Here is a 23,305-nt window from a genome sequence, read left to right as displayed (position 1 = left end):
CCGGATCAGGCCATAGCAGAAGGTCAGGGACTGATCGAGATCAATGCCTGCTCGCAGAAAAAGCATAAATGTAGACGCCCGAATCTACCTGAATGCGCTGAACAGGGCAAACCAGTGCAGACCAGAGGGCTGGCACTTTGCCACAGCCCAAGGCATGCTTGACGCCTCTAGGGGGCCTCGCGCCATTGCCGCCAAATTGCAGGATCACACGTTGCCCATTGTCACCCCGCCCACTCTGATTAAAGCGTCCAGCCCACTTCTGGGGACGCCTGTGCGCGGAACGTTGAAAAGTGCATTGGCGGCCCTGGCGCTATTGCTGCTGGCCATGCTGTTCTGGTTACTGATCGAGCAGTTCCAGGAAACGCTCCAACAAGAGCGCCAAAACAGCATCAACTACAGCGCCGACCTGGCCGATCACATTAGCCTGAGCATGGAAGTGCGGGCCGAAACAGCCTTTAACCTGCTGCCCATCGATACATCGCCGAAAAACCTGCGCCAGCAACAGGCACTGGTCACTCAACTGCGTCAATCCATACCCTCGCTCCAGAGCCTGGCCTTGCTGAGCACTGCCGGGCAGGTATTGCTCGACAGCGCAGGTACCAGCCCCGACGCGGCCTTCCTGACTGACTGGATCAGGCAAAACCCCTCTCGAAAACGTACCGACGGCTATTACTTCAGCAATAACAATGACGCCAGCGTGTTCTATTTGTTGCTTCGCCAGCCCACCGGCGATATCGATGGTTATTGGCTGCTACGCATGAGCCCGGATCTGCTGCAAAACATGACACATCAGAACGCCAGCAGCAGTCGACCACAATGGCTGATCGAAAACGCCAAAACCCGCAAGGTCCTGAGCCGGGCATACAGCCCCACTTCGCCAGGCTCAACCCTGAGCTCGCAGGATGAAGGCGACACCGTACAACTGAGTCCCATCAACCACAGTGACTGGCAGTTGCGCGGGCTGTTCAATGAGCGCCAGGCGGTTGAGCGACTGCTACCAGGCCTTATCATCAAATGCCTGCTGGGCTTGCTGTTTTCGCTATTGCCCATTATTGCGCTGCTAAACCTGCGCCGCCGCCAACGCCAACTCCATGAAGGCCGCCGGCGCTATCACGATATTTTCGAAGGCACCGGGGTGGCCCTGTGCGTGCTGGACATGTCCAGCTTGCCGGGGTTTCTTGAGCGCGAAAAACTCCAAAACAGTAATGACCTCAAGCAATGGCTGAGTGATCACCCGGAGCATCGTTCTCAATTATTCGGGCAACTGCGCATCACGGAGGTCAATCAGGTCGCCATGCAACTGCTGGAGGTCGAATCCGGGGACGGCGCCTGGCTTAAACTGATCAACGGCTGCCCGCACACCCGTTCGGCCATTGGCTATCAAATAGTCGAAACCGTACTGGATCAACTGCAACAACTTGAACTGGAAATAAAGCTGACTGATGCCAGCGGCCGGGATCAGCATTTATGGCTGGTGCTGCGACTGCCTGTCGACCATCAGGATTATCACGCGGTCATTCTGAGCATCAGCGATATCACCAGCCGCAAGCTGATCGAACTGTCCCTGCAAGAGCGCGAGAGCTTCTGGTCGGATGTGGTGCGCACCGTGCCGGACCACCTTTATGTACAAAATGTGATCAGCCAGCGAATCATTTTCAGCAACCATCACCTCGGGCAAACCCTGGGCTACAGCGCCATCGAACTGCAGGAAATGGGCGCTTACTTTTGGGAGCTGTTGCTGCATCCCGATGACGCTGAGCGTTATCACCAGTTGCGTCAGCAACAACGGGAAGATGGCTATAAACACCTCATGCAGTGCCAACTGCGCTTTCGCCATCATCAGGGCACCTGGCGGCGCTTTGATATCCGAGAGCAGGCCTTTGCCCGTGACACCGGGGATCAAGTCACGCGCATCGTCGGTGTAGCCAAAGACGTCACCGACCAGATCGAAGCCAGTGAATCATTGCGTGACAGTGAGCAGCGCTACCGGATGCTGGCCGAAAGCATCAGTGACGTCATTTTCTCCACCGACAGCACGTTGCGCATGAACTACCTCAGCCCCTCCATACAGACCGTGTTGGGGTACGACGCACAGTGGGTGTTCGACCATGGCTGGCAGTCAATTATCGCCACCCCGCAGCAACTGGAGGGTATCTACAACCTGATCGAGCGTATCCGTGACGCCCTGCACAAGCCTCGACAACTGTCCGCCCTGCGCGCCCAGGTGCAAACCCAGTTATTCCTGTTCGACTGCTTACGCGCCGACGGGCATAAAGTCCCTATTGAGCTGCGTCTGGTACTTGTGTGGGATGAAAACGATGGCTTCGAAGGCATTCTGGGCGTTGGTCGTGATATCAGTCAGCAACGTCGTGCTGAAAAAGACCTGCGCATGGCCGCCACGGTGTTCGAGCATTCCACGTCGGCCATCCTGATTACCGATCCTGCCGGCTATATCGTGCAAGCCAACGAAGCCTTTAGCCGGGTCAGCGGCTACGCCGTGGCTCAGGTGCTCGACCAATTGCCCAGCATGTTGACCGTTGATGCCCAGCAACGCGCGCACCTGACTTATGTGCTCAAGCAACTGCATGTGCACGGAACATGGGAAGGCGAGGTCTGGCTCAAGCGCCTCAACGGCGAGCACTACCCGGCGTGGGTCGGCATCACGGCGGTGCTCGATGACGAGGGGGATTTGGCCAGCTATGTGTGCTTCTTCAGTGACATCAGTGAGCGCAAGGCCAGTGAACAGCGGATTCACCGCCTGGCCTATTACGACGCCCTGACCCACCTGCCCAACCGCACCCTGTTTCAGGACCGCCTGCACACTGCGCTGCAACAGGCCGAACGCAACAAGTCGTGGGTGGTGCTGATGTTCCTGGACCTCGACCGTTTCAAGCCGATCAACGACTCCCTGGGCCACGCCGCAGGCGATCGCATGCTCAAAGACATGGCCATCCGCTTGTTGGCCTGCGTGGGTGACGACGATACCGTGGCGCGCATGGGTGGTGACGAGTTCACCTTGCTCCTGCAGCCCCGCTCAACCCGCCAACTGGCCTTGAACCGGGCCATCAGCGTGGCCGAACAGATCCTCGCCAGCCTGGTAAAACCCTTTGTACTTGAAAGTCGCGAGTTCTTCGTCACAGCCAGTATTGGTATCGCCCTGAGTCCGCAAGACGGTAACGAACTCAGCCAACTGATGAAAAACGCCGACACCGCGATGTACCACGCCAAAGAACGTGGCAAAAACAACTTCCAGTTCTATCAAGCAGACATGAACGCCAGTGCCCTTGAGCGCCTGGAGCTCGAAAGCGACCTGCGACACGCCCTTGAGCAGCAAGAGTTCATCCTTTTTTACCAGCCGCAATTCAGCGGCGACGGCAAACGCCTCACCGGCGTTGAGGCATTGCTGCGCTGGAACCACTCAAGGCGTGGCCTGGTACCGCCCGGCGACTTTATCCCGGTACTTGAAGAACTGGGCCTGGTGGTCGAAGTGGGTGACTGGGTACTGGCCGAGGCCTGTCGTCAGCTCAAGCTCTGGCACCAGGCCAAAGTGCGCGTTCCCAAAGTCTCGGTCAACATCTCGGCGCGTCAGTTCTCCGATGGCCAACTGGGCACGCGCATCGCCAACATTCTCAAGGAAACCGGCCTGTCGCCTGCCTGCCTGGAGCTTGAACTGACCGAAAGTATCCTCATGCGCGAAGTCAGCGAAGCCCTGCACATTCTGGCCAGCCTTAAAAACCTCGGCCTGAGCATTGCTGTGGACGACTTTGGCACCGGTTACTCGTCGCTCAACTACCTCAAGCAATTCCCGATCGATGTCTTGAAAATCGACCGCACCTTTGTCGATGGCTTGCCCTCAGGCGAGCAGGACGCGCAGATTGCCCGAGCGATCATTGCAATGGCCCACAGCCTCAACCTGGCGGTAATCGCTGAGGGCGTGGAGACCCACGAACAGCTGGATTTCTTGCGCGAGCATGGTTGCGATGAAGTGCAAGGCTATCTGTTTGGTCGCCCGATGCCAGCTCATCTGCTGGTCAAGCAGCTGCGAGCGGCAAGTGATGAATTACAAGCGTGAATCCTGCATCTCATCACCGTGAATCGCATTCATATGCCAGATAAAACCCATTGAGTTAGAATGCCCTCCTTTTCTGCCCCCGATCCTTGAGGACCGCCATGTTCAGCCGTGATTTGACACTTGCCAAGTTCGACGCCGACCTTTTTGCCGCCATGGAGCAAGAAGCTCAGCGCCAGGAAGAACATATTGAGCTGATCGCTTCGGAAAACTACACCAGCCCAGCGGTCATGGAAGCTCAAGGCTCGGTCCTGACCAACAAATACGCCGAGGGTTACCCGGGCAAGCGCTACTACGGCGGCTGCGAATACGTAGACGTGGTTGAGCAACTGGCTATCGACCGTGCAAAAGAACTGTTTGGCGCCGATTACGCCAACGTTCAGCCACACGCCGGTTCCCAGGCCAACAGCGCTGTATACCTGGCCCTGTTGTCGGCTGGCGACACCATCCTGGGCATGAGCCTGGCACACGGTGGTCACCTGACCCACGGCGCCAGCGTGTCGTCCTCGGGCAAGCTGTACAACGCCATCCAGTACGGCATCGATGCCAACGGCCTGATCGACTACGACGAAGTAGAGCGTCTGGCAGTTGAACACAAGCCAAAAATGATCGTGGCCGGTTTCTCTGCCTACTCGCAGATCCTGGACTTCCCGCGCTTCCGCGCTATCGCTGACAAGGTTGGCGCCTACCTGTTCGTAGACATGGCTCACGTAGCCGGTCTGGTCGCTGCTGGCGTTTACCCTAACCCGGTTCCGTTTGCTGACGTAGTGACCACCACGACTCACAAAACCCTGCGCGGTCCACGTGGCGGCCTGATCCTGGCCAAGGCCAACGCCGACATCGAGAAGAAGCTGAACTCCGCTGTCTTCCCGGGTTCGCAAGGCGGCCCACTGGAGCACGTCATCGCCGCCAAGGCCGTGTGCTTCAAAGAAGCTCTGCAACCAGAGTTCAAGGCTTATCAGCAACAAGTAGTCAAAAACGCCCAGGCCATGGCCTCGGTATTTATCGAGCGCGGCTTTGACGTGGTATCGGGCGGTACTGAAAACCACCTGTTCCTGCTGTCGCTGATCAAGCAGGACATCTCGGGTAAAGACGCCGACGCCGCACTGGGCAAAGCGTTCATCACCGTTAACAAAAACTCCGTACCGAACGATCCACGCTCCCCGTTCGTGACCTCGGGTCTGCGTTTCGGTACTCCAGCTGTTACCACTCGTGGCTTCAAGGTTGAAGAATGCCGTGAACTGGCCACCTGGATCTGCGACATCCTGGCTGATATCAATAACGAAGCCGTTATCGACGCCGTTCGCGAGAAAGTCAAAGCCATCTGCGCCAAGCTGCCGGTCTACGGCAACTGAGTGTAAATAGCTAAATAAAAGCCCGGCTCTTTAGCCGGGCTTTTTATTGATTCTTTTATTTTGAAATATATAGCCCACCCCTCCTGAGCATCTACATCCTAGTCTGAACTCTATGTTCCTCACCCACACTAGAGCGCAGACAATGACTCATGACACTCAACACTCTTTTATAGCAACCTTACAAATACCGAACCACAACCTGGATCTTTTGGGGATACTTTACGGCCAGCCCGTAATAGTGACTGACTCGTTTGCCAGTGGGGGCTTCTTCTCTGGTCGACCTCAGACGAGGGACGACTCCACGGCCGTCGGTATACAGCCGCATGCCATCGGCGGGGTCAAGGAGCCACTCACGCTTTACTTCCGGTACACCGGCAAAGGATATGAAATACATATCAAACACACGGGCAAGTATGATCGACACAGGCTGGCCAAACATTACAGGGACATACTCTATGCGAAAAACCCGACACTAAAAGACCCTATCACCTTCACACTGTTTGACCTAAAAAACGCTCTTGTAACAGGACCCACCTTACATAAAGAACAGACCCTTATCACGCTCAAAACTCACCACAACAAATCTATAGGCATACAGAAAGTTAAAGGCTCACCCCATCATTATCTGGCCGAAGTAGCAGACCGCAATAAAACTGTATTTATGTTAAGTATTCTCGAAAGAAACGTCCCTTATTAACTGGACTCAAAACACCACTTTTCCGGTGGGAACGAGTCTGCCCGCGAATCAGGTGCCAGCGTGCCTGAAGTAAACGGTGTCGATACCCTCGCGGGCAAGCCCCCTCCCACACAACTTTGCCCGCTGATCGCCTGCCGTCGCAAAGCAACAGGTCTGTTGCGACGTTTTTTAAAACGGGCTAAAGGCTCAAGCACGTGGGGTTGCGAACAACCGGTCATACCGGAGCAGCCGAGTCGTGAAAATCTGCTTGATAATCGTGAAAACTCCCACCTACACTGAGCATGAACTGGACATACCGGTAAGACCACAATAATTAAGTTCGGAAGCTGATGCCTACTGCATCGCTGTCAGGACACTACCAGGATTCCTCCAATGATCAGATGGTGCTCGCGCTCAATCTTCTTTCAAGTTGTACTCGGCCTCCTCTTGGGCGTCGTCTGTGGCTTGACCCTTCCCGAATACTCTTCCCACCTCAAACCCTTGGGCGACGGCTTTATCAAGCTGATCAAAATGCTCATCGGCCTGATTGTGTTCTGCGTCGTGGTCAGTGGCATCAGTGGCGCTGGCGACCTGAAGAAGGTGGGGCGAATCGGACTCAAGTCCGTGATCTACTTCGAAGTGCTGACCACCATTGCCTTGATCATCGGTCTTGTCTTCGCGTTCAGCACTGGAATCGGCAGCGGAGCCAATATCCATCTGGATCAACTGTCCAGTTCAAACCTGGGTGACATTGCTCAACGCAGCGAGCATATGCACACCACCGCTCAGTTCATGATGGACTTGATTCCGACCTCCGTAATTGGCGCCTTCGCCGACAACAACATCCTGCAAGTGTTGCTGTTCTCGGTACTGTTCGGCAGCGCATTGAATTTGGTCGGCGAAGCAGCGTCTGGAATTTCTCGGCTGATTAACGAACTGAGCCATGTGATTTTCCGCATTATGGGCATGATTGTGCGCCTGGCTCCGATCGGAGTATTTGGCGCCATCGCCTTTACCACCAGCACCTATGGCCTGGACTCACTGCAACACTTGGGCAGCCTGGTCGGCTTGTTTTACCTGACGTGTGCCGCCTTTGTTTCAGTGATTCTAGGTGTGGTAATGCGCGCATCGGGCCTGCGTCTCTGGCCATTGATCAAGTACTTGCGTGAGGAACTTACCATCGTGCTGGGTACGGCATCATCCGACGCCGTTTTGCCACAAATCATGCGCAAGCTGGAGCATTTGGGCATAGGCAGCTCCACAGTGGGCCTGGTAATTCCAACCGGGTATTCCTTCAATCTCGATGGATTCTCGATTTACCTGACACTGGCCATAGTCTTTATTGCCAATGCCACAGGTACGCCACTGGCCATGACAGATTTGCTGACGATCTTGTTGGTGTCACTGATAACGTCCAAAGGCGCACACGGCATTCCCGGCTCAGCATTGGTTATCCTCGCCGCAACCCTCACCGCTATCCCGGCCATTCCAGTGGTGGGCTTGGTACTCGTGCTGGCAGTGGACTGGTTTATGGGCATCGGTCGAGCGTTAACTAACCTGATCGGTAACTGCGTAGCTACCGTAGCGATCGCCCGCTGGGAAAAAGACATCGACGTACAGCGCGCCAACAAAGTGCTGTCCGGACAGCCGGGATATACCTTCCAGCCTTTAAAGCCGATGGTCGCCGTTGGGCCGCAGGAATTCTAGACCTGGTTTTTAACTTTTTTGATGTTCATGGAGCTAACAGTGATCACCTCGTCAACCGTTGTAAATTCAGTGGTAGAAAAACTCAGAACGGCCTTGGCACGAGGTGAGTGGCGCTCCGGGGAAATGCTACCGGGACAACGAGAGTTGGCTGAAAAGCTGGGCATCAGCCGCCCCAGCTTGCGTGAAGCAATCATTGTTCTGGAAACGTTGGGGCTAGTACGCACGATGCCCAGCAAGGGCGTCGTGGTGCTGCAAGCAAATCCCAGCAGCACTCAAAGCCAAGAGCATGCGGTTGCCGACGCAAGCCTGGAAGATATCTTGCAACTGCGCTACACCCTTGAGCCATTTATCGTGGGGCTTGTAGCACAGTCGATTAGCAGCAAGGAGGTGGGGCAGTTGCGTCTGACGCTCATGGACATGCGCGAAGCGCTGGAAGCAAACGACAGCGAGGCTGGGGTCAACGCCTATATCGCGTTTCACGAAGAACTGTTCAACCTGACCTCTAACCCGATTTTCCAAAGCGTGGTGCAACAAACCAGCAATGCCCTCAAACAAAGTGCGCAAGTGCTACGCAATTCACCCGAGCATTTGGCAGAACGGCTTGAGGAAAACGAGGCGGTCGTACGCGCCATTCGTGCGAAAAACAGTGCGCTGGCTAGCGCCGAGATGCGTCGCCATATCCTGCGCGAAGGTCGACGCAGTGGAATAGAGCTCAATATTCCTGACGACAAACTTGGCGGTTGAGCGCGTATCAAACCGGAGACATATCATGAGTTCTTTCGCTTTGCTGCAACCTTGCACATCATCACTGCGCTCCCGGCCTCAAACCGGGATACATCAGCATGACGATGTTTACACACGCTTGCTGGATGCCATTGTTGAACAACGCATCCTCCCCGACAGTCGTTTGAGTGAGGACGCTTTGGCACAAAAGTATGGCGCCAGTCGATCACACGTTCGCGAGGCGCTGTCACGGCTGTCTTATCAGCAGCTCGTGACCGTGCACCCCAATGCTCGCGCGAGAGTTGCAGCACCCACCAACGAACAAATCCGCCAAGCTCTGCATGCCCGTCGACTGACTGAAATGGCCTTGATCCCCATGGCCTGCAAACAACCTGAAAAGGATGACTTGCGCCAATTACACCAACTGCTTGAGAGCCAACGCCAATCACAGGCCGAAAACCGGCATGGCGCCGCAATACGCTTGGCAGCGGCGTTTCATCAGCACTTGGCAAAGATGGCCGGGAATGCGCCATTGGCGTATTTCCTCGGCAATCTTGTACCACTGACGTCACTGGCTATTGCACGCAATGACATCAACTCAATCGGTGCATGGCAACATCAAGCTGCAATTGCCAAGGCTGTAGAGAATCAAGACGAAACCACAGCCATAAGGCTAGTGAGCCTCTATCTGGATGACATACTTCTGCGGTGCACACCTGCTCCACAGATTAAAGCGTCAACCGCGCAAACCCCTCGCGGATCTTGGCTTCAGGCAAGTCATCGGCAATAAACACCATCACGCTTTCACGCGCCTCACCCTCAGCCCATTCAGTGTCCCAATCAAAACCATAGAGTTTCAGCACGCCCTGAAACACCAACCGTCGATCTTCGCCGGCGATGCTCAAAACGCCTTTGTAGCGCAACAATTGCTTGCCATGATCTTCCAGCAGTTCGTTCATGAACGCGCTGAGGCTGTCGATATCCAGTGGTGTTTCGGTACGCAGCACCAGGCTGGAGATGCGGTCGATGGATGATGCAGGCGGCACTGGACGCAGGCTCAAGCCACCCCCCAGGTCTGCGTTCAGGTTGAACCCGCGCACATCCAGCAACTCGGCCAGATCGATCTTGCCGTGCTCAACCACGCGAATCGGCGCCCGACGGTTGATACGGGTCAAACGCTCGCTCAAGGCATCAAAGGTGGCGTCATCCACCAGATCACGCTTGCTCACCAACAGGCGGTCAGCAAAACCGATTTGCGCCTGGGCGATGGTTTGGCTCAGGTGTACATCGGCGTGCGCGGCGTCCACCAAGGTGATGATGCCGTCCAGCAAATAACGCTCGCGCAGTTCTTCGTCGATAAAAAAGGTTTGCGCCACCGGTGCCGGATCGGCAAGACCGGTGCATTCGATCACCAGGCGATCGAAGGCAATTTCGCCACTGTCCAGACGCTCAAGTAGCAAGTACAGGGCTTTGGTCAGATCGGTGTGGATGGTGCAACACACGCAGCCATTGGCCAGTGTCATGACTTGCACAGGCTCATCACCCAACAATTGAGTATCGATCCCGGCATCGCTGAATTCGTTCTCGATCACGGCGATTTTCAGACCGTGTTCGGCCTTGAGCAGGTAGCGCAACAAGGTGGTTTTACCGGCACCCAAAAAGCCGCTGAGGATGGTGACGGGGATTGGAGAGGACATGCACATTCTCCTGAAAAAACGCGAAAAAAATGTGGGAGCGGGCTTGTTCGCAATTCAAGCAACGCGGTGTCACTGATACACCGCGGCGCATTCATCGCGAGCAAGCCCGCTCCCACAGTCAGATGCGACTTAGCCCTTACGGGTTAGCAGCACTTGGGCCCACCCTTGCCGCCGTAACGGGCTTCCTGACGTTCGCGAAAGAACGCCTCGTAGCTCATGACCGGCTTGTCCGGGTGCTTGGTTTGCATATGCTCGACGTAGTTGTCGTAGTCGGGCATGCCGACCATCAGGCGTGCGGCCTGACCGAGGTATTTACCGAGGCGACTCAGGTCATTGAACATGGTTGCAACCCTCTGTTATGCATCCGGCATGGCTTGGTACGGCGACTCTTTATCCGTACGTACTTTGCTGCCCCATGCAGCCACGCCCACTTTGATCGCAAAGAACAGAATGCTGAACACCACGAACAGGAACAGCACGGTCAGACCGGCGTTGGTGTACGCGTTGATGATCACGTGTTGCATCTGGTCGATGTTTTTCGCCGGAGCAATCACTTGGCCCGCCTCAAGCGCAGTGCTGTACTTGTTGGCCAGGGCCAGGAAGCCGACCGCAGGGTTGGCGTCGAACAGCTTGATGAAACCTGCAACGGTGGTGCAGATCAGCAACCAGATGGCTGGCAGCATGGTTACCCAAATGTAGCGTTGGCGCTTCATTTTGATCAGCACAACGGTTGCCAACATCAGCGCGATACCCGCCAGCATCTGGTTAGAGATACCGAACAGCGGCCACAGGGTGTTGATGCCGCCCAATGGATCGATCACGCCCTGATACAGCAGGTAACCCCACATCGCCACACATAGGCCTGTTGCCAGCATGTTGGCGCCCCAGGACTCGGTGCGCTTGAGTGCAGGCACAAAGCTGCCGAGCAAGTCTTGCAGCATAAAGCGACCGGCACGAGTACCGGCATCAACCGCCGTCAAGATAAACAGGGCTTCAAACAAAATGGCGAAGTGATACCAGAACGCCATTGTGTTTTCGCCCGGCAACACGTTGTGCAGGATCTGAGCGATACCCACAGCCAGGGTCGGCGCACCGCCGGCACGGGCCAGAACGGTGGTTTCACCAATGTCCTTGGCCAGCGCAGTCAGTGCATCCGGGGTAATTGCAAAACCCCAGCTGCTCACGGTTTGCGCAACAGTCACCACATCACCGCCGACGATGGCCGCCGGGCTGTTCATGGCGAAGTACACGCCAGGCTCGATGACCGAAGCGGCAACCATTGCCATGATGGCCACAAAGGACTCCATCAGCATCGCGCCGTAGCCGATGTAACGGGAGTTGCATTCGTTATCCAGCAACTTGGGGGTAGTACCCGACGAAATCAGTGCGTGGAAACCCGATACCGCACCGCAGGCAATAGTGATGAACAGGAACGGGAACAGCCCGCCTTTCCAGACCGGGCCAGTGCCGTCGGTGAACTGGGTCAGCGCGGGCATTTTCAGCTCTGGCATGGTGACCAGAATACCGATGGCCAGCGCCACGATGGTGCCGATTTTAAGGAAGGTCGACAGGTAGTCACGCGGTGCCAGAACCAGCCACACCGGCAATACTGCCGCGACAAAGCCATAACCGATCAGCATCCAGGTGATCTGCGTACCGGTGAAGGTGAACACAGGAGCCCACTCCGGGCTGGCTGCAATCTGGCCCCCCAGCCAGATGGAGCCGAGCAACAGCAGCACACCGACAATGGAGATTTCACCGATGCGACCCGGACGGATGTAGCGCATGTAAATGCCCATGAACATCGCAATCGGGATGGTCGCCATCACCGTGAACATGCCCCACGGGCTTTCGGCCAGGGCCTTGACCACGATCAGCGCTAGCACCGCAAGGATGATGATCATGATCAGGAAGCAGCCAAAGAGCGCAATGGTGCCCGGGATCTTGCCCATTTCCTCACGCACCATGTCGCCCAAGGAGCGACCGTTGCGGCGGGTGGACATGAACAGGACCATGAAGTCTTGCACCGCACCGGCCAGCACAACACCGGCAATCAGCCAGAGCGTACCCGGCAGGTAACCCATTTGTGCAGCCAATACAGGGCCCACCAACGGTCCGGCGCCAGCGATGGCTGCAAAGTGGTGACCAAAGAGAATGTGTTTGTTGGTCGGCACATAGTCCAGACCATCGTTGTTGAGCACCGCAGGGGTAGCGCGACTGGGGTCGAGCTGCATCACCTTGGTGGCGATGAATAAACTGTAATAACGGTAAGCAACCAGATAAATGGCAACCGCTGCCACTACGATCCACAAGGCGTTGATCGCCTCGCCCCGGCGTAACGCTACGACGCCAAGGGCGAAGGCTCCTACAATTGCCAGCAGCAGCCACGGAATGTGGCGTAGCAGGCTATTTTTATTATTCATTTTTAAATTCCGGCCAGTTGGACAAGAAAGACTGCTTCCGGAGTTTAGCGCTCTTGGCTCTAAAGGCCAGCCCCTAACGTTGGTCTAGAGCCTTCTTTTGTGGATTTTTGCTGGGCGGCGCTGCACATTTTTTCCGTGCAGCACCACTGTCAGCAACGGCCTCTTGGCCAGAGACCACACTCAAACCCTGCAGTTTTTTTACAGATTTGAAACCCTACTCAAACAGCGCATCCAGCGCTTGCTCCAGACGGGTCACTCCGATGACTTTCAAGCCCGGCGGAGACTCTTTGGGAGCGTTGCCCTTGGGCACGATGGCGCGTTTGAAGCCGTGCTTGGCGGCTTCTTTTAGGCGCTCCTGGCCACTTGGCACCGGACGCACCTCACCCGACAGACCCACTTCTCCGAATACCAGCAGGTCGTGGGGCAGCGGACGATTGCGCAAACTCGACATCACGGCCGCCATCAGCGCCAGGTCCGACGCTGTTTCCAACACCTTGACCCCGCCCACCACGTTAAGGAATACATCCTGATCATGAGTAGGAATACCACCATGACGATGCAAGACGGCCAGCAGCATGGCCAGACGATTCTGATCCAAGCCGAGGGTCACACGGCGCGGGTTGGACATATGGCTGTCGTCCACCAGCGCCTGCACTTCCACCAGCATCGGGCGAGTGCCTTCCCAGGTGGCCATGACGACGCTACCCGGCACTTCTTCCTGGGCACGGGTCAGGAAAATAGCTGACGGGTTGGAGACTTCTTTCAGGCCTTTATCCGTCATGCCGAACACACCCAGTTCGTTGACTGCGCCAAACCGGTTTTTCACTGCGCGCAACAGACGCAAGCGCCCGTCAGACTCGCCTTCGAAATACAGCACGGTGTCGACCATATGCTCCAGCACGCGCGGCCCGGCCAGCGCGCCCTCTTTGGTCACGTGGCCCACCAGAAAAATCGCCGTACCGCTCGATTTGGCATAGCGCACCAGTAACGCCGCACTTTCTCGCACTTGGGACACGCCACCCGGTGCCGACTGCAGTTGCTCGGTGAAGATGGTCTGGATCGAGTCGATCACCATGACCTTGGGCTTTTCAAGCTTGGCGGTGGCGATGATGTTTTCGATACAGGTTTCGGTCATCACCTTGAGCTGATCCTGCGGCAGCCCCAGGCGGCGGGCGCGCATGGCCACTTGCTGCTGAGACTCTTCGCCGGTGACATACAGCGCAGGCATGCGCGTCGCCATCTGACACAAGGTTTGCAGCAAGATCGTGGATTTACCGATACCCGGGTCACCGCCGATCAACACCACCGAGCCATCGACCAGGCCGCCACCGAGCACCCGATCCAGCTCGCCGGACGCGGTGGAGAAGCGCGGGATTTCTGCAATGCTGACTTCGGCCAGGGTTTTGATCTGGGCTTGTTGCCCGGTCCAGCCGGTACGGCCACTGGGCGGCGCTGCGGCCCCGCTTTCTACGATGGTTTCGACCAGGGTGTTCCAGACGCCGCACTCGCCGCACTGCCCTGCCCACTTGGGAAAGGTTGCGCCGCACTCGGTGCAGCCGTAAATGCGCTTGGGCTTGGCCATCTGAACTCCACGGAAAAACCGCGATGATAGCCCACTGAGCTTTGATCAGCGCGACACAGGCATACGGATTTCGCCATTGGCCAGCCGAGCGGCAGTATTGCCCAGTGCATCTTCAGCATTCAGGTTGGCACCTTGGCGAGACAAGTCATTGAGCAGCTCAACCCGCTTGAACAATCCGGCATACATGGCAGCAGTCTGCCCTGCGCCATTGCGTTGATCAGGATTGCAGTCCGTCAACATCAAGCGCCGGGCGATGTTGAGCTCGCCTTTGAAAATCGCGCCCATCAGGGCTGTATTACCGCGTTTGTCTTGCACACAGGCATTGGCGCCTGCTGAGAGTAAACGCTCAACCGCCTCCGGCTGGCCGTTATAGGCCGCGAGAATCAGCGCGGTATAACCCTTGCTGTCCTGAGTATCCAGCGCATAACCGGACTCGATAAAAGTATCGAGTATCGCCACATCGCCACGCCGGGCCGCGTCGAAATAGTAGCCCTGAAGCTGCTCCCGAACGTCGGACTCACCGGCCAACGCCTGCCCGCTGACCAGAAGCAGGATCCAAGAAACAAAAAAACGCATGGTGCACGACTCCTCAATACCCACAGGCCTGTGTGGGAGTTGGCTGGCTTGCGATGCGAGCGACGCGGCATGACGGGCAAACGGCGGCGAGACCATCGCGGGCAAGCCCGCTCACACAAAAGCGGGCGTGGGGGTTAATCCACCAATGTGGCAGCCAGTGACTTGACCCGGTTCAGGTCGCCCTTGGCTACCTTGGTGACGCCAATGCCATACTCGGGATCAGCTTTGTAGAGGAACGACAAGATGATGTGCTTGCTTACATCGTCTGTTGTCGCCAGTGATCCGCCGAAGTTTTCAATCAGGTCCTGACGCTCTTTCTTGCTGAATGAACGGTAAAGATCGCCTGCCTGTTTGAAGTTTTGCTCACGCTGAATTTTCGCCTGCTGTGTACTGCCCGACAGCGGCATTTCGCTGTAACGCGCCGCTTGCGGCTCTTCACGCGGTTCCAGACGACTCGGCTGGTAGTTCACGCCACTGCTGGTATGGCCGATATTCATCGCACCGTCCTGATTACCATTGTTCACCGCAACCCGCGGCGCGTTGATTGGCAGTTGCAGGGCATTGGCTCCCAGGCGATACATCTGGGTATCGGCGTACGAGAACACCCGGCCTTGCAGCAAACGATCCTCTGATGGCTCGATGCCTGGTACCAGGTTGGCCGGGGCCATGGCCACCTGCTCGGTTTCCTGGAACACATTGGCCGGATTACGGTTCAGGACCATCTGCCCGACTTTGCGCTCAGGCACGCCCGGCCAGATTTTGGTCGCATCCAATGGATCAAAATCGAACGACTTCAAGTCTTCAGGCTTGAGGACCTGTACATACAAATCCCACTTGGGGAAGTCACCCTTGTTGATGTGAGTCACCAGATCGTTGGTCATGTGACTGTAATCCTGGCCCTGAACCTGTGTGACTTGTTTCGGGTCAAGATTGTGCAAACCCTGAAGGCTCTTCCAGTGGAACTTCACATAACGTACGTCACCGTTGGCGTTGACCAGTTTGTAAGCGTGCACACCATTACCGTCCATTTCGCGGTAACTGGCCGGGGTGCCCGAGTTGGAGTACAGCTCGGTCAAGGTGCGTGTGGCTTCCGGGACGTGGGAGAAAAAGTCAAAACGGCGCGAGTCGTCATCAAGGTTCGTACGCGGGTCCGGCTTGAAGGCGTGAACCATGTCCGGGAACTTGATCGCATCACGAATAAAGAAGGTTGGGAAATTGTTGCCTACCAGGTCCCAGTTACCGTCAGCGGTATAGAACTTGGTGGCAAAGCCACGCGGGTCGCGCAAGGTTTCGGGGGAATGGTTGCCATGCACTACCGCAGAGAAACGCACAAACACCGGAGTGGTTTCGCCAGCGGCAAACACTCGGGCTTTAGTCAGGTCGCTCAGGTCATTGGTGACGGTAAATGTACCGTGCGCGCCCGTACCACGAGCATGAACCACACGTTCCGGAATACGTTCGCGGTCAAAACGCTGAAGCTTCTGCAACAACTGCACATCTTGCAGTAACACCGGGCCACTGGCCCCTGCGGTTTGAGAGTTCTGGTTATCACCGACAGCAGCACCGTTATCACGGGTCAGGGTTGAGGCGTGAACCGAAACCGATAGCAGGCTGGCACTTAAAACACATAGCAGTCGGCGCTGCGAAAGCGCTCCGAAGCCTAAGGGAGTGGTCATGGGTGAGTCCTCTGATGATGGTTTGCGCAACTGCGCGCTGACCAAAGGCTAGAGGGCTGCGGGGTAAATCCTAAATAGAAAGGTCTCAAACAGTCCATTGAGAAAAAGGTCTGGCACTGGGGTAATCAATCGCGTATTGAGCGCGACTTGCAGGCCTGCTGAAACCTTAGGGTGTTAGAACGGGTCGATTATTGCGCCACAAGCAAGCAGCGGCGCAGGCATGATCTTCCATGCTGAATTACACTGCATCTACCAACTTCATCTGTAACAAGGAATTACCTATGAGCGTGATAAGTGAGTTCAAGGCCTTCGCGGTCAAAGGGAACGTGGTCGATATGGCCGTCGGTATCATCATCGGCGCGGCATTTGGCAAAATCGTTTCGTCCTTCGTGGGTGACGTGGTCATGCCACCGCTGGGGTTGTTGATTGGCGGCGTGGACTTCAGTGACCTGGCCATTACGCTTAAAGCTGCCGTTGGCGATGCGCCAGCGGTGGTCGTGGCATACGGTAAATTCATCCAGAGCGTGATCGACTTTATCATCGTAGCGTTTGCCATTTTTATGGGTGTAAAGGCAATCAACCGTCTGAAGCGTGAAGAGGCAGTCGCTCCAAGCGCCCCGCCTATTCCGTCCAAAGAAGAGGAACTGCTGGGCGAAATTCGCGACCTGCTTAAAGTTCAAAATAACCGACCTTAACTGTCCATAATAAACAACGGCGCCTATGGGCGCCGTTGTTTATTTAATGCTGCATGACATATAAAACGCGCACTACCAATAGTTCTCAACAGCAACTTGCCCAGGCCTGCGACTCAGGCTCAATTGCATGTCGCGGGCCTTCAACAACTTGCGCGTGTCATCAATCATTTGCGGGTTGCCACATAACATGACTCGCGAGTGCTCGCGGGTCAGTTCAACACCAACAGCCTGCTCAAGTTCCCCATTTTCGATCAGCGTAGTCATACGCCCGTTCAATGCACCGGGCACATGCTCACGGGTGACGATCGGAACATAGACAAGTTTGTGTGCATATTCGGCAAGGTAATCACGGGAACTTAAGCCGGCGATCAGGTCCTGATAAGCCAGCTCGCGAGCTTCGCGGGCACTGTAAACCAGCACGATGCGCTCGAATTTTTCCCACACTTCAAAATCCTGGAGGATGGACAGGAACGGTGCAATGCCCGTACCCGTTGCCAGCAACCAGAGGTCACGCCCGTCAACAAAACGGTCCAGGGTCAAAAAACCAAAGGCCTGACGCTCCACCAACAGGGTGTCGCCGACCTCAAGACGACTGAGCTCGCTGGTGAATTCCCCCCCTGGCACGACAATCGAAAAGAACTCCAAAAACTCGTCATGGGGTGAAGAGACCATGGAGTAGGCGCGCCAAACCGTGCTGCCATCAGCCTTGGTCACGCCAAGCCTGGCAAACTGGCCTGCAGTAAAGCGAAAGCCCGGGTCGCGCGTGGTACGCAATGTGAACAGTCCGGGGGTCAGCGGTCTGACATCGAGAAGCGTCTGCTGGGTAAATTTTTCTGCGCTGGCAGTCATGGGGCACTCCATTGGCGAATGCCTCTAGTGTCGCCCAAAGACGCCAAGAGAAACACCTATGGTTGGTGATGGCTTTAAGACAGCCTCCAAGCCCAAACCCTATGCCGCAGGCAAGATGAGTGTTAATTAACCCGCACACTCCTGGGATCCAATCTATTTAAAAACAGCACGACAGCTATATATACAAACCCAAAAAAGTATAAATAAACACGCTGTTTAAATGACCACCTGCATATATAAACACTCAACTCGTGCGTCTTACATTTATATTTTTTAATACACAGCAATATCTTAAACAACATCTAAAATAATCTTAATAGCACCTCACACGCTACTACCCACTGACTGTCGGGCCGCCGGAGCGCCTTATGACCGCACATCATTCAATCAGCAAAAACCAATACCTCTCTTGCATAAGTGAGGCCGACCTTTGCTCTGACACACTCAAACGAATTGAAGAGTACGGTTTTGATTACTTTTTCTTTCGCATGATTCCGCGGCATGGAAACATAACAACGAGTAGTAAGGTAATAACCAACTATCCAAATGATTATGTCGAACGGTATGAAAAAGGCCCCCTATTTCACAAAAACCCGCTCATGACTCACTGCCAGCTGTCGATCATGCCCATTATTTGGAGCTCCGATATTTTTCGTGATGCCCCCGACCAATGGAAAGCCACACAAGTCTGCGGGCTGGCATATGGCTGGACGCAATCGGTGCACGACCCCAATGGCGTAGTGAGTATGTTGAGCCTTGCCAGAAAAGACCCACCGGTGTCGCAAGACGAATTTTCAGGCAAGGCTGCCAATGTGCTTTGGCTGTGCAACCAGTTACACAGCGCCATGCTCGAACGCTGTCACCTGCGCCACAGACTGGCGATCAACATCATCCGTTTGTCCGAACGGGAAATAGAAGTCCTGAAGTGGACCGCCGAAGGCAAAATTGCTTCCGACATTGCCATGATTCTGAGCCTCAGCACCCGTACCGTGAACTTTCACATAAGCGGCGCAATGAAAAAACTGGGGGCCAGCAACAAGACTTCGGCCGTGGTCATGGCTGCCAGATTTGGCCTGCTTTAAACGCGCTCTGCTCTACAGCGGACAAACGCATCAGGCAATCTGCGGCAAAAAAAAGTAAAATCACGCCTACCTGTAAAACCCACGGACTCCTCTGCTTGCCATCCCTCTCTCAGGGGCTGGCCATGCAGCTGCCGATTCCTCAGAGTTTGTATAAATGCCTGTGCTAGAAAGCCCCTTCGCCCAACTTCGCCTGATCCGCCAACCCGAACAGCAAAACGAGCCTTTGCAGGCCTTTGATGCGGCGGATGAGTATTTGCTAAATCACCTGGCCGAGCAGGCGCTGCCCGCGAACAGCCGGGTGCTGGTGCTTAATGACAGTTTTGGTGCACTGGCAGTCAGTCTCGTCAGCACACTGCCTGTCACCAGCAGCAGCGACTCCTTTCTCGCCTTGCAGGCGCTGGAAAAGAATCTGGTGCTCAACGGGCATGCCTACGATGCGGTATCGATCATCCCCGCCAGCGAGCCTCTGGTCGGGCCTTTCGACTGCGTACTGGTGCGTGTCCCCAAAACTCTGGCGCTGCTTGAAGAGCAACTGATCCGCCTGCAAGGCCAATTGGCACCCGGTGCTAAAGTCATTGCAGCTGCGATGGTCAAACACTTACCACGCGCAGCAGGCGATCTGCTGGAGCGCTATATCGGGCCGGTGCAGGCCTCGCTGGCGGTCAAAAAAGCCCGCTTGCTGATTGCCACGCCGCAGGCCCTGGGGCCGTTCACATCGCCGTACCCAACGCGGTATCGACTGGAAAAACCGGCCATCGAACTGCTCAACCACGCCAACGTGTTTTGCCGCGAAGACCTCGATATCGGTACTCGAGCGTTCCTGCCTCACCTGCCCAACAATTTGGGCACTGCCCGGGTTGCCGACCTGGGCTGCGGCAATGGGGTGCTTGCCATTGCCAGCGCGTTGAATAACCCGCAGGCGCAGTACACGCTGGTCGATGAATCGTTCATGGCCGTGCAGTCTGCCCGCGAAAACTGGCAGGCCGCACTGGGTGATCGCGAGGTCATTGTGCGGGCAGATGACGGTTTGGCCAGTCAGGCCCCGGACTCACTGGACGTAGTGCTATGCAATCCGCCGTTTCATCAGCAACAAGTGGTGGGGGACTTTCTGGCCTGGCGCATGTTCCAGCAGGCGCGTGAGGCGCTGGTGGTGGGCGGCGCTTTGTACATCGTCGGCAATCGCCATCTGGGCTACCACAGCAAACTGGCCAAACTGTTTCGTGGCGTCGAGCAGGTTGCCGCCACGCCCAAGTTTGTGATCCTGAAGGCGCGCAAGTAAGCGCGCCCTTCCAGGCAATAAAAAACCCTCCGTAGAGGGTTTTTTATTGCCTGGCCATCAGTGGCTCTTCATCCCCGCAGCGGTCATGAATAGCCGAATCAACCAAGCGAATATTGCCAGGCTCCCCACACTGGCGGTCCAGATCACCAGCAACCAGCCAATGCGTTGCCACAAGGGCTTCTTTTCGCACTCTTGCACGTCGTTTAGATAATCCTTGCCAGCCATGTTCGGGCCTCCTCTAGGGAAAAGGCTGTGGCCCTCAGGCCACAGCGGCATTTACTGCTAGTGATAACCGTCTTCGTGAGTCACCTTGCCGCGGAACACGTAGTAGCTCCAGAAGGTGTAACCGAGAATAAACGGGATGATAAACAAGGTGCCCACCAGCATGAAGCCCTGGCTTTGGGGCGGTGCCGCAGCGTCCCAGATCGAGATCGAAGGCGGGATGATGTTCGGCCACAAGCTGATACCCAAGCCGCTGTAACCCAGGAAGATCAACACCAGGGTCAACAGAAACGGCATGTAGTGAGCCTTGCGCGCTATGGCCTTGAGCAGGCTATACATGGTCACCAACACCAGGATCGGCACCGGCAAGAACCAGAACAGGTTCGGCAGGGTGAACCAGCGTGCGGCGATGTCAGTGTGCGCCAGCGGAGTCCACAGGCTGACAATTCCCATCAGCACCAGTACAGCCAACGCCAATGGGCGACCCAGCTTGTGCATGCGCTCTTGCAAATGGCCTTCGGTTTTCATGATCAGCCAGGTGCAACCCAGCAACGCATACGCCACGATCAGTGCAATCCCGCAGAACACGGTGAACGGTGAAAGCCAGTCCAGGCCGCCCCCTGCGTACTCGCGGTTAACCACCGGAATGCCGTCAATAAAGGCACCCAGTGCCACCCCCTGGAAGAAGGTGGCCACGAGCGAGCCGCCAATAAAGGACTTGTCCCAAATATGGCGCTTCTCCGGCCGGGCCTTGAAGCGGAACTCAAAGGCCACGCCACGAAAGATCAAGCCCATGAGCATCAACATCAGTGGCAAGTACAGTGCCGACAACACGACCGAGTAGGCCAGCGGGAAGGCACCAAACAACGCCGCACCGCCCAGTACCAGCCAGGTTTCGTTACCGTCCCAGACAGGGGCGACCGTATTCATCATCACATCGCGGTCGCTGTCGCCCTTGATAAAGGGGAAGAGGATGCCGATCCCGAGATCGAAGCCATCCATGACCACATACATCATGATCCCGAAGATGATGATGATTGCCCAGATAAGTGGCAGATCAATACCCATGACTCAATTCCCCTTAGTCAGGCTGTCGCTGTGGCCTTCATCTGTACCCTCATGGGCCGCAGACAGAGGACGGGCAGGCGTGCGTTGCTGGCCTGGGCCACCGTGGGTTTCGTCATCGCCTTCGTGAGTGATCGGGCCCTTGCGCACCAGACGCATCATGTAACCGATACCTACACCGAACAGCGAGAAATACACCACGACAAACATGACCAACGTGATGCTCATTTGCATGACGCTGTGATTGGAGGACGCATCCGAAGTGCGCATCAGCCCATAAACTACCCACGGCTGACGGCCAATCTCGGTGGTGAACCAACCCGCAAGAATAGCGATCAGGCCCGATGGTCCCATCCACAGCACCGCACGCAAGAACCAACGGTTCTCGTACAACGTGCCGCGTTTGCGCAGCCACACGCTCCACAGGCCGATAAAGATCATCAGCATGCCCAGCGCAACCATGATGCGGAAGGTAAAGAACACAATGGTCGAGTTCGGACGATCCGCTGCCGGGTAGTCCTTCATCGCCGGGATTTGCTTGTCCAGACTATGGGTCAGGATCAGGCTGCCCAGGTACGGGACCTCGATCTTGTAGTCCGTGGTTTCGGTTTTCATGTTGGGAATGCCGAACAAAATCAGCGGCGACGGCTCACCGGGTTTGTTCTCCCAGTGACCTTCGATTGCTGCGATTTTCACCGGCTGATATTCCAGCGTGTTCAAGCCGTGGGCATCACCGATCAGAGCCTGCACAGGCGCAACCACCAGGGCCATCCACATCGCCATCGAGAACATGCGGCGAATGGCCGGCGTGTTACGACCGCGCAACAAATGCCAGGCCGCCGAAGCACCGACAAAAAATGCCGTGGCTACAAAGGCTGCCGTGGCCATGTGCGCCAGGCGGTAAGGGAACGACGGGTTGAAAATCACCGCCAGCCAATCCACCGGAATGACCCGACCATCAATGATTTCGAAGCCTTGCGGGGTTTGCATCCAGCTGTTGGAGGCCAGGATCCAGAAGGTCGAAACCAGCGTCCCGAGTGCCACCATCGCGGTCGAGAAGAAGTGCATCCCTCGGCCTACGCGGTTCCAGCCAAACAGCATGACGCCCAGAAAACCTGCTTCAAGGAAGAATGCGGTCAGTACTTCATAGGTCAACAGCGGCCCGGTAACAGCACCGGCAAAGTCCGAGAACCTCGACCAGTTCGTACCGAACTGATAGGCCATAACCAGGCCTGATACCACGCCCATCCCAAAGTTGACGGCGAAAATTTTCGACCAAAAGTGATACAGATCGCGGTAGGTATCGTCACGGGTTTTCAGCCACATACCTTCGAGCACCATCAAATAGCTGGCGAGACCGATGGTAATGGCGGGAAAAATGATGTGGAACGATATGGTAAACGCGAACTGAATTCGGGCGAGCTCGAGAGCATCCAATCCGAACATAAGTCTTCCTCTATCAGGTATCAGGTCGTTGAGGACCCAGGCATCCTGCCTGGATCCAACTACCCCGCAAGCCGTGGCCACCGCGAATCGTTGTTCGCTTTTAAAACCACAACGCAAAGGGATTTGGCCGGCTGGCCACTCAGACAAAACCCCACAGGCTTTGATCTGGATCAAGCATCGATG

The 23,305-nt window shown here is 55.9% G+C and carries 19 protein-coding genes; 9 read left to right on the top strand and 10 right to left on the bottom strand.

Translation table 11 applies throughout. The features are described from left to right. Nucleotides 1-211: 211 nt before the first annotated feature. The 6 genes from RGV06_RS17880 (at nt 212) to RGV06_RS17855 (ending at nt 9,320) form a co-directional block, all read left to right on the top strand. A complete protein-coding gene (locus tag RGV06_RS17880) occupies nt 212-4,072 on the top strand; it encodes an EAL and GGDEF domain-containing protein (RefSeq protein ID WP_048351194.1) in 3,861 nt (1,286 codons plus the stop codon). Nucleotides 4,073-4,170: 98 nt separating this feature from the next. Beyond that, entirely contained in the window at nt 4,171-5,424 is a 1,254-nt protein-coding gene (gene glyA / locus RGV06_RS17875; protein WP_019824044.1) for a serine hydroxymethyltransferase, read from the top strand. A gap of 142 nt (nt 5,425-5,566) precedes the next feature. After that, nucleotides 5,567-6,121: a hypothetical protein gene (locus RGV06_RS17870; RefSeq protein ID WP_322150734.1), complete on the top strand. Its 555-nt coding sequence runs from the start codon at nt 5,567-5,569 to the stop codon at nt 6,119-6,121. 372 nt (nt 6,122-6,493) lie between these two features. Then, nucleotides 6,494-7,807, top strand: coding sequence for a C4-dicarboxylate transporter DctA (locus RGV06_RS17865; protein ID WP_019824048.1), 1,314 nt, complete (start codon nt 6,494-6,496; stop codon nt 7,805-7,807). Nucleotides 7,808-7,846: 39 nt separating this feature from the next. Then, nucleotides 7,847-8,551 (top strand): FadR/GntR family transcriptional regulator, encoded by a 705-nt coding sequence (locus tag RGV06_RS17860; RefSeq protein ID WP_019824050.1) that lies wholly within the window; start codon nt 7,847-7,849, stop codon nt 8,549-8,551. A gap of 25 nt (nt 8,552-8,576) precedes the next feature. Beyond that, complete coding sequence (locus tag RGV06_RS17855) at nt 8,577-9,320, top strand: GntR family transcriptional regulator (protein WP_019824051.1); 744 nt, start codon at nt 8,577-8,579, stop codon at nt 9,318-9,320. Here RGV06_RS17855 and yjiA read toward each other — a convergent pair. The 6 genes from yjiA to katB form a co-directional block, all read right to left on the bottom strand. Next, nucleotides 9,259-10,227 carry a GTPase gene (yjiA, locus tag RGV06_RS17850; protein WP_019824052.1) on the bottom strand — a complete coding sequence of 323 codons (969 nt, stop codon included), beginning with the start codon at nt 10,225-10,227 and terminating at the stop codon, nt 9,259-9,261. The genes RGV06_RS17855 and yjiA overlap by 62 nt on opposite strands. A 143-nt stretch (nt 10,228-10,370) precedes the next feature. Next, complete coding sequence (locus RGV06_RS17845; RefSeq protein WP_007937254.1) at nt 10,371-10,568, bottom strand: YbdD/YjiX family protein; 198 nt, start codon at nt 10,566-10,568, stop codon at nt 10,371-10,373. A 15-nt stretch (nt 10,569-10,583) separates the two neighbouring features. Next, nucleotides 10,584-12,650 (bottom strand): carbon starvation CstA family protein, encoded by a 2,067-nt coding sequence (locus tag RGV06_RS17840; protein WP_019824056.1) that lies wholly within the window; start codon nt 12,648-12,650, stop codon nt 10,584-10,586. A gap of 214 nt (nt 12,651-12,864) precedes the next feature. Beyond that, nucleotides 12,865-14,232 carry a DNA repair protein RadA gene (gene radA / locus RGV06_RS17835; protein WP_019824057.1) on the bottom strand — a complete coding sequence of 456 codons (1,368 nt, stop codon included), beginning with the start codon at nt 14,230-14,232 and terminating at the stop codon, nt 12,865-12,867. A gap of 45 nt (nt 14,233-14,277) precedes the next feature. Next, on the bottom strand, nt 14,278-14,808 hold the full coding sequence (locus RGV06_RS17830) for an ankyrin repeat domain-containing protein (RefSeq protein WP_322150722.1): 531 nt from the start codon (nt 14,806-14,808) through the stop codon (nt 14,278-14,280). 134 nt (nt 14,809-14,942) lie between these two features. Then, nucleotides 14,943-16,484 carry a catalase KatB gene (gene katB / locus RGV06_RS17825; RefSeq protein WP_019824061.1) on the bottom strand — a complete coding sequence of 514 codons (1,542 nt, stop codon included), beginning with the start codon at nt 16,482-16,484 and terminating at the stop codon, nt 14,943-14,945. A 281-nt stretch (nt 16,485-16,765) separates the two neighbouring features. Here katB and mscL point away from each other — a divergent pair, with 281 nt between their 5' ends. Beyond that, nucleotides 16,766-17,179, top strand: a complete 414-nt coding sequence (mscL, locus tag RGV06_RS17820; protein WP_019824063.1) for a large-conductance mechanosensitive channel protein MscL — start codon at nt 16,766-16,768, stop codon at nt 17,177-17,179. A gap of 72 nt (nt 17,180-17,251) precedes the next feature. Here the strand turns inward: mscL and RGV06_RS17815 are convergent, their stop codons facing one another. Beyond that, entirely contained in the window at nt 17,252-18,028 is a 777-nt protein-coding gene (locus tag RGV06_RS17815; protein ID WP_019824064.1) for a ferredoxin--NADP reductase, read from the bottom strand. A gap of 368 nt (nt 18,029-18,396) precedes the next feature. Between RGV06_RS17815 and RGV06_RS17810 the strand changes: the two genes are divergently transcribed. Together RGV06_RS17810 and RGV06_RS17805 are read left to right on the top strand one after the other, a co-directional pair. After that, entirely contained in the window at nt 18,397-19,110 is a 714-nt protein-coding gene (locus RGV06_RS17810; protein WP_082113417.1) for an autoinducer binding domain-containing protein, read from the top strand. Nucleotides 19,111-19,264: 154 nt separating this feature from the next. Next, a complete protein-coding gene (locus tag RGV06_RS17805; protein ID WP_019824066.1) occupies nt 19,265-20,389 on the top strand; it encodes a methyltransferase in 1,125 nt (374 codons plus the stop codon). Between the two features lie 57 nt (nt 20,390-20,446). Here the strand turns inward: RGV06_RS17805 and RGV06_RS17800 are convergent, their stop codons facing one another. From RGV06_RS17800 to RGV06_RS17790, 3 genes are read right to left on the bottom strand one after another with little or no spacing between them, the layout of a single operon-like run. Then, nucleotides 20,447-20,614 carry a DUF2474 domain-containing protein gene (locus RGV06_RS17800; protein ID WP_019824067.1) on the bottom strand — a complete coding sequence of 56 codons (168 nt, stop codon included), beginning with the start codon at nt 20,612-20,614 and terminating at the stop codon, nt 20,447-20,449. Nucleotides 20,615-20,671: 57 nt separating this feature from the next. After that, a complete protein-coding gene (gene cydB, locus RGV06_RS17795; RefSeq protein WP_019824068.1) occupies nt 20,672-21,679 on the bottom strand; it encodes a cytochrome d ubiquinol oxidase subunit II in 1,008 nt (335 codons plus the stop codon). A gap of 3 nt (nt 21,680-21,682) precedes the next feature. Next, nucleotides 21,683-23,122: a cytochrome ubiquinol oxidase subunit I gene (locus RGV06_RS17790; protein ID WP_019824070.1), complete on the bottom strand. Its 1,440-nt coding sequence runs from the start codon at nt 23,120-23,122 to the stop codon at nt 21,683-21,685. Between the last annotated feature and the right edge of the window lie 183 nt (nt 23,123-23,305).

Source organism: Pseudomonas sp. CCI3.1, assembly GCF_034313985.1.
Classification (GTDB): Bacteria; Pseudomonadota; Gammaproteobacteria; order Pseudomonadales; family Pseudomonadaceae; genus Aquipseudomonas; species Aquipseudomonas psychrophila.
Note: the sequence above shows the minus strand (reverse complement) of the source record. Positions and strands in the feature narration are given on the sequence as shown.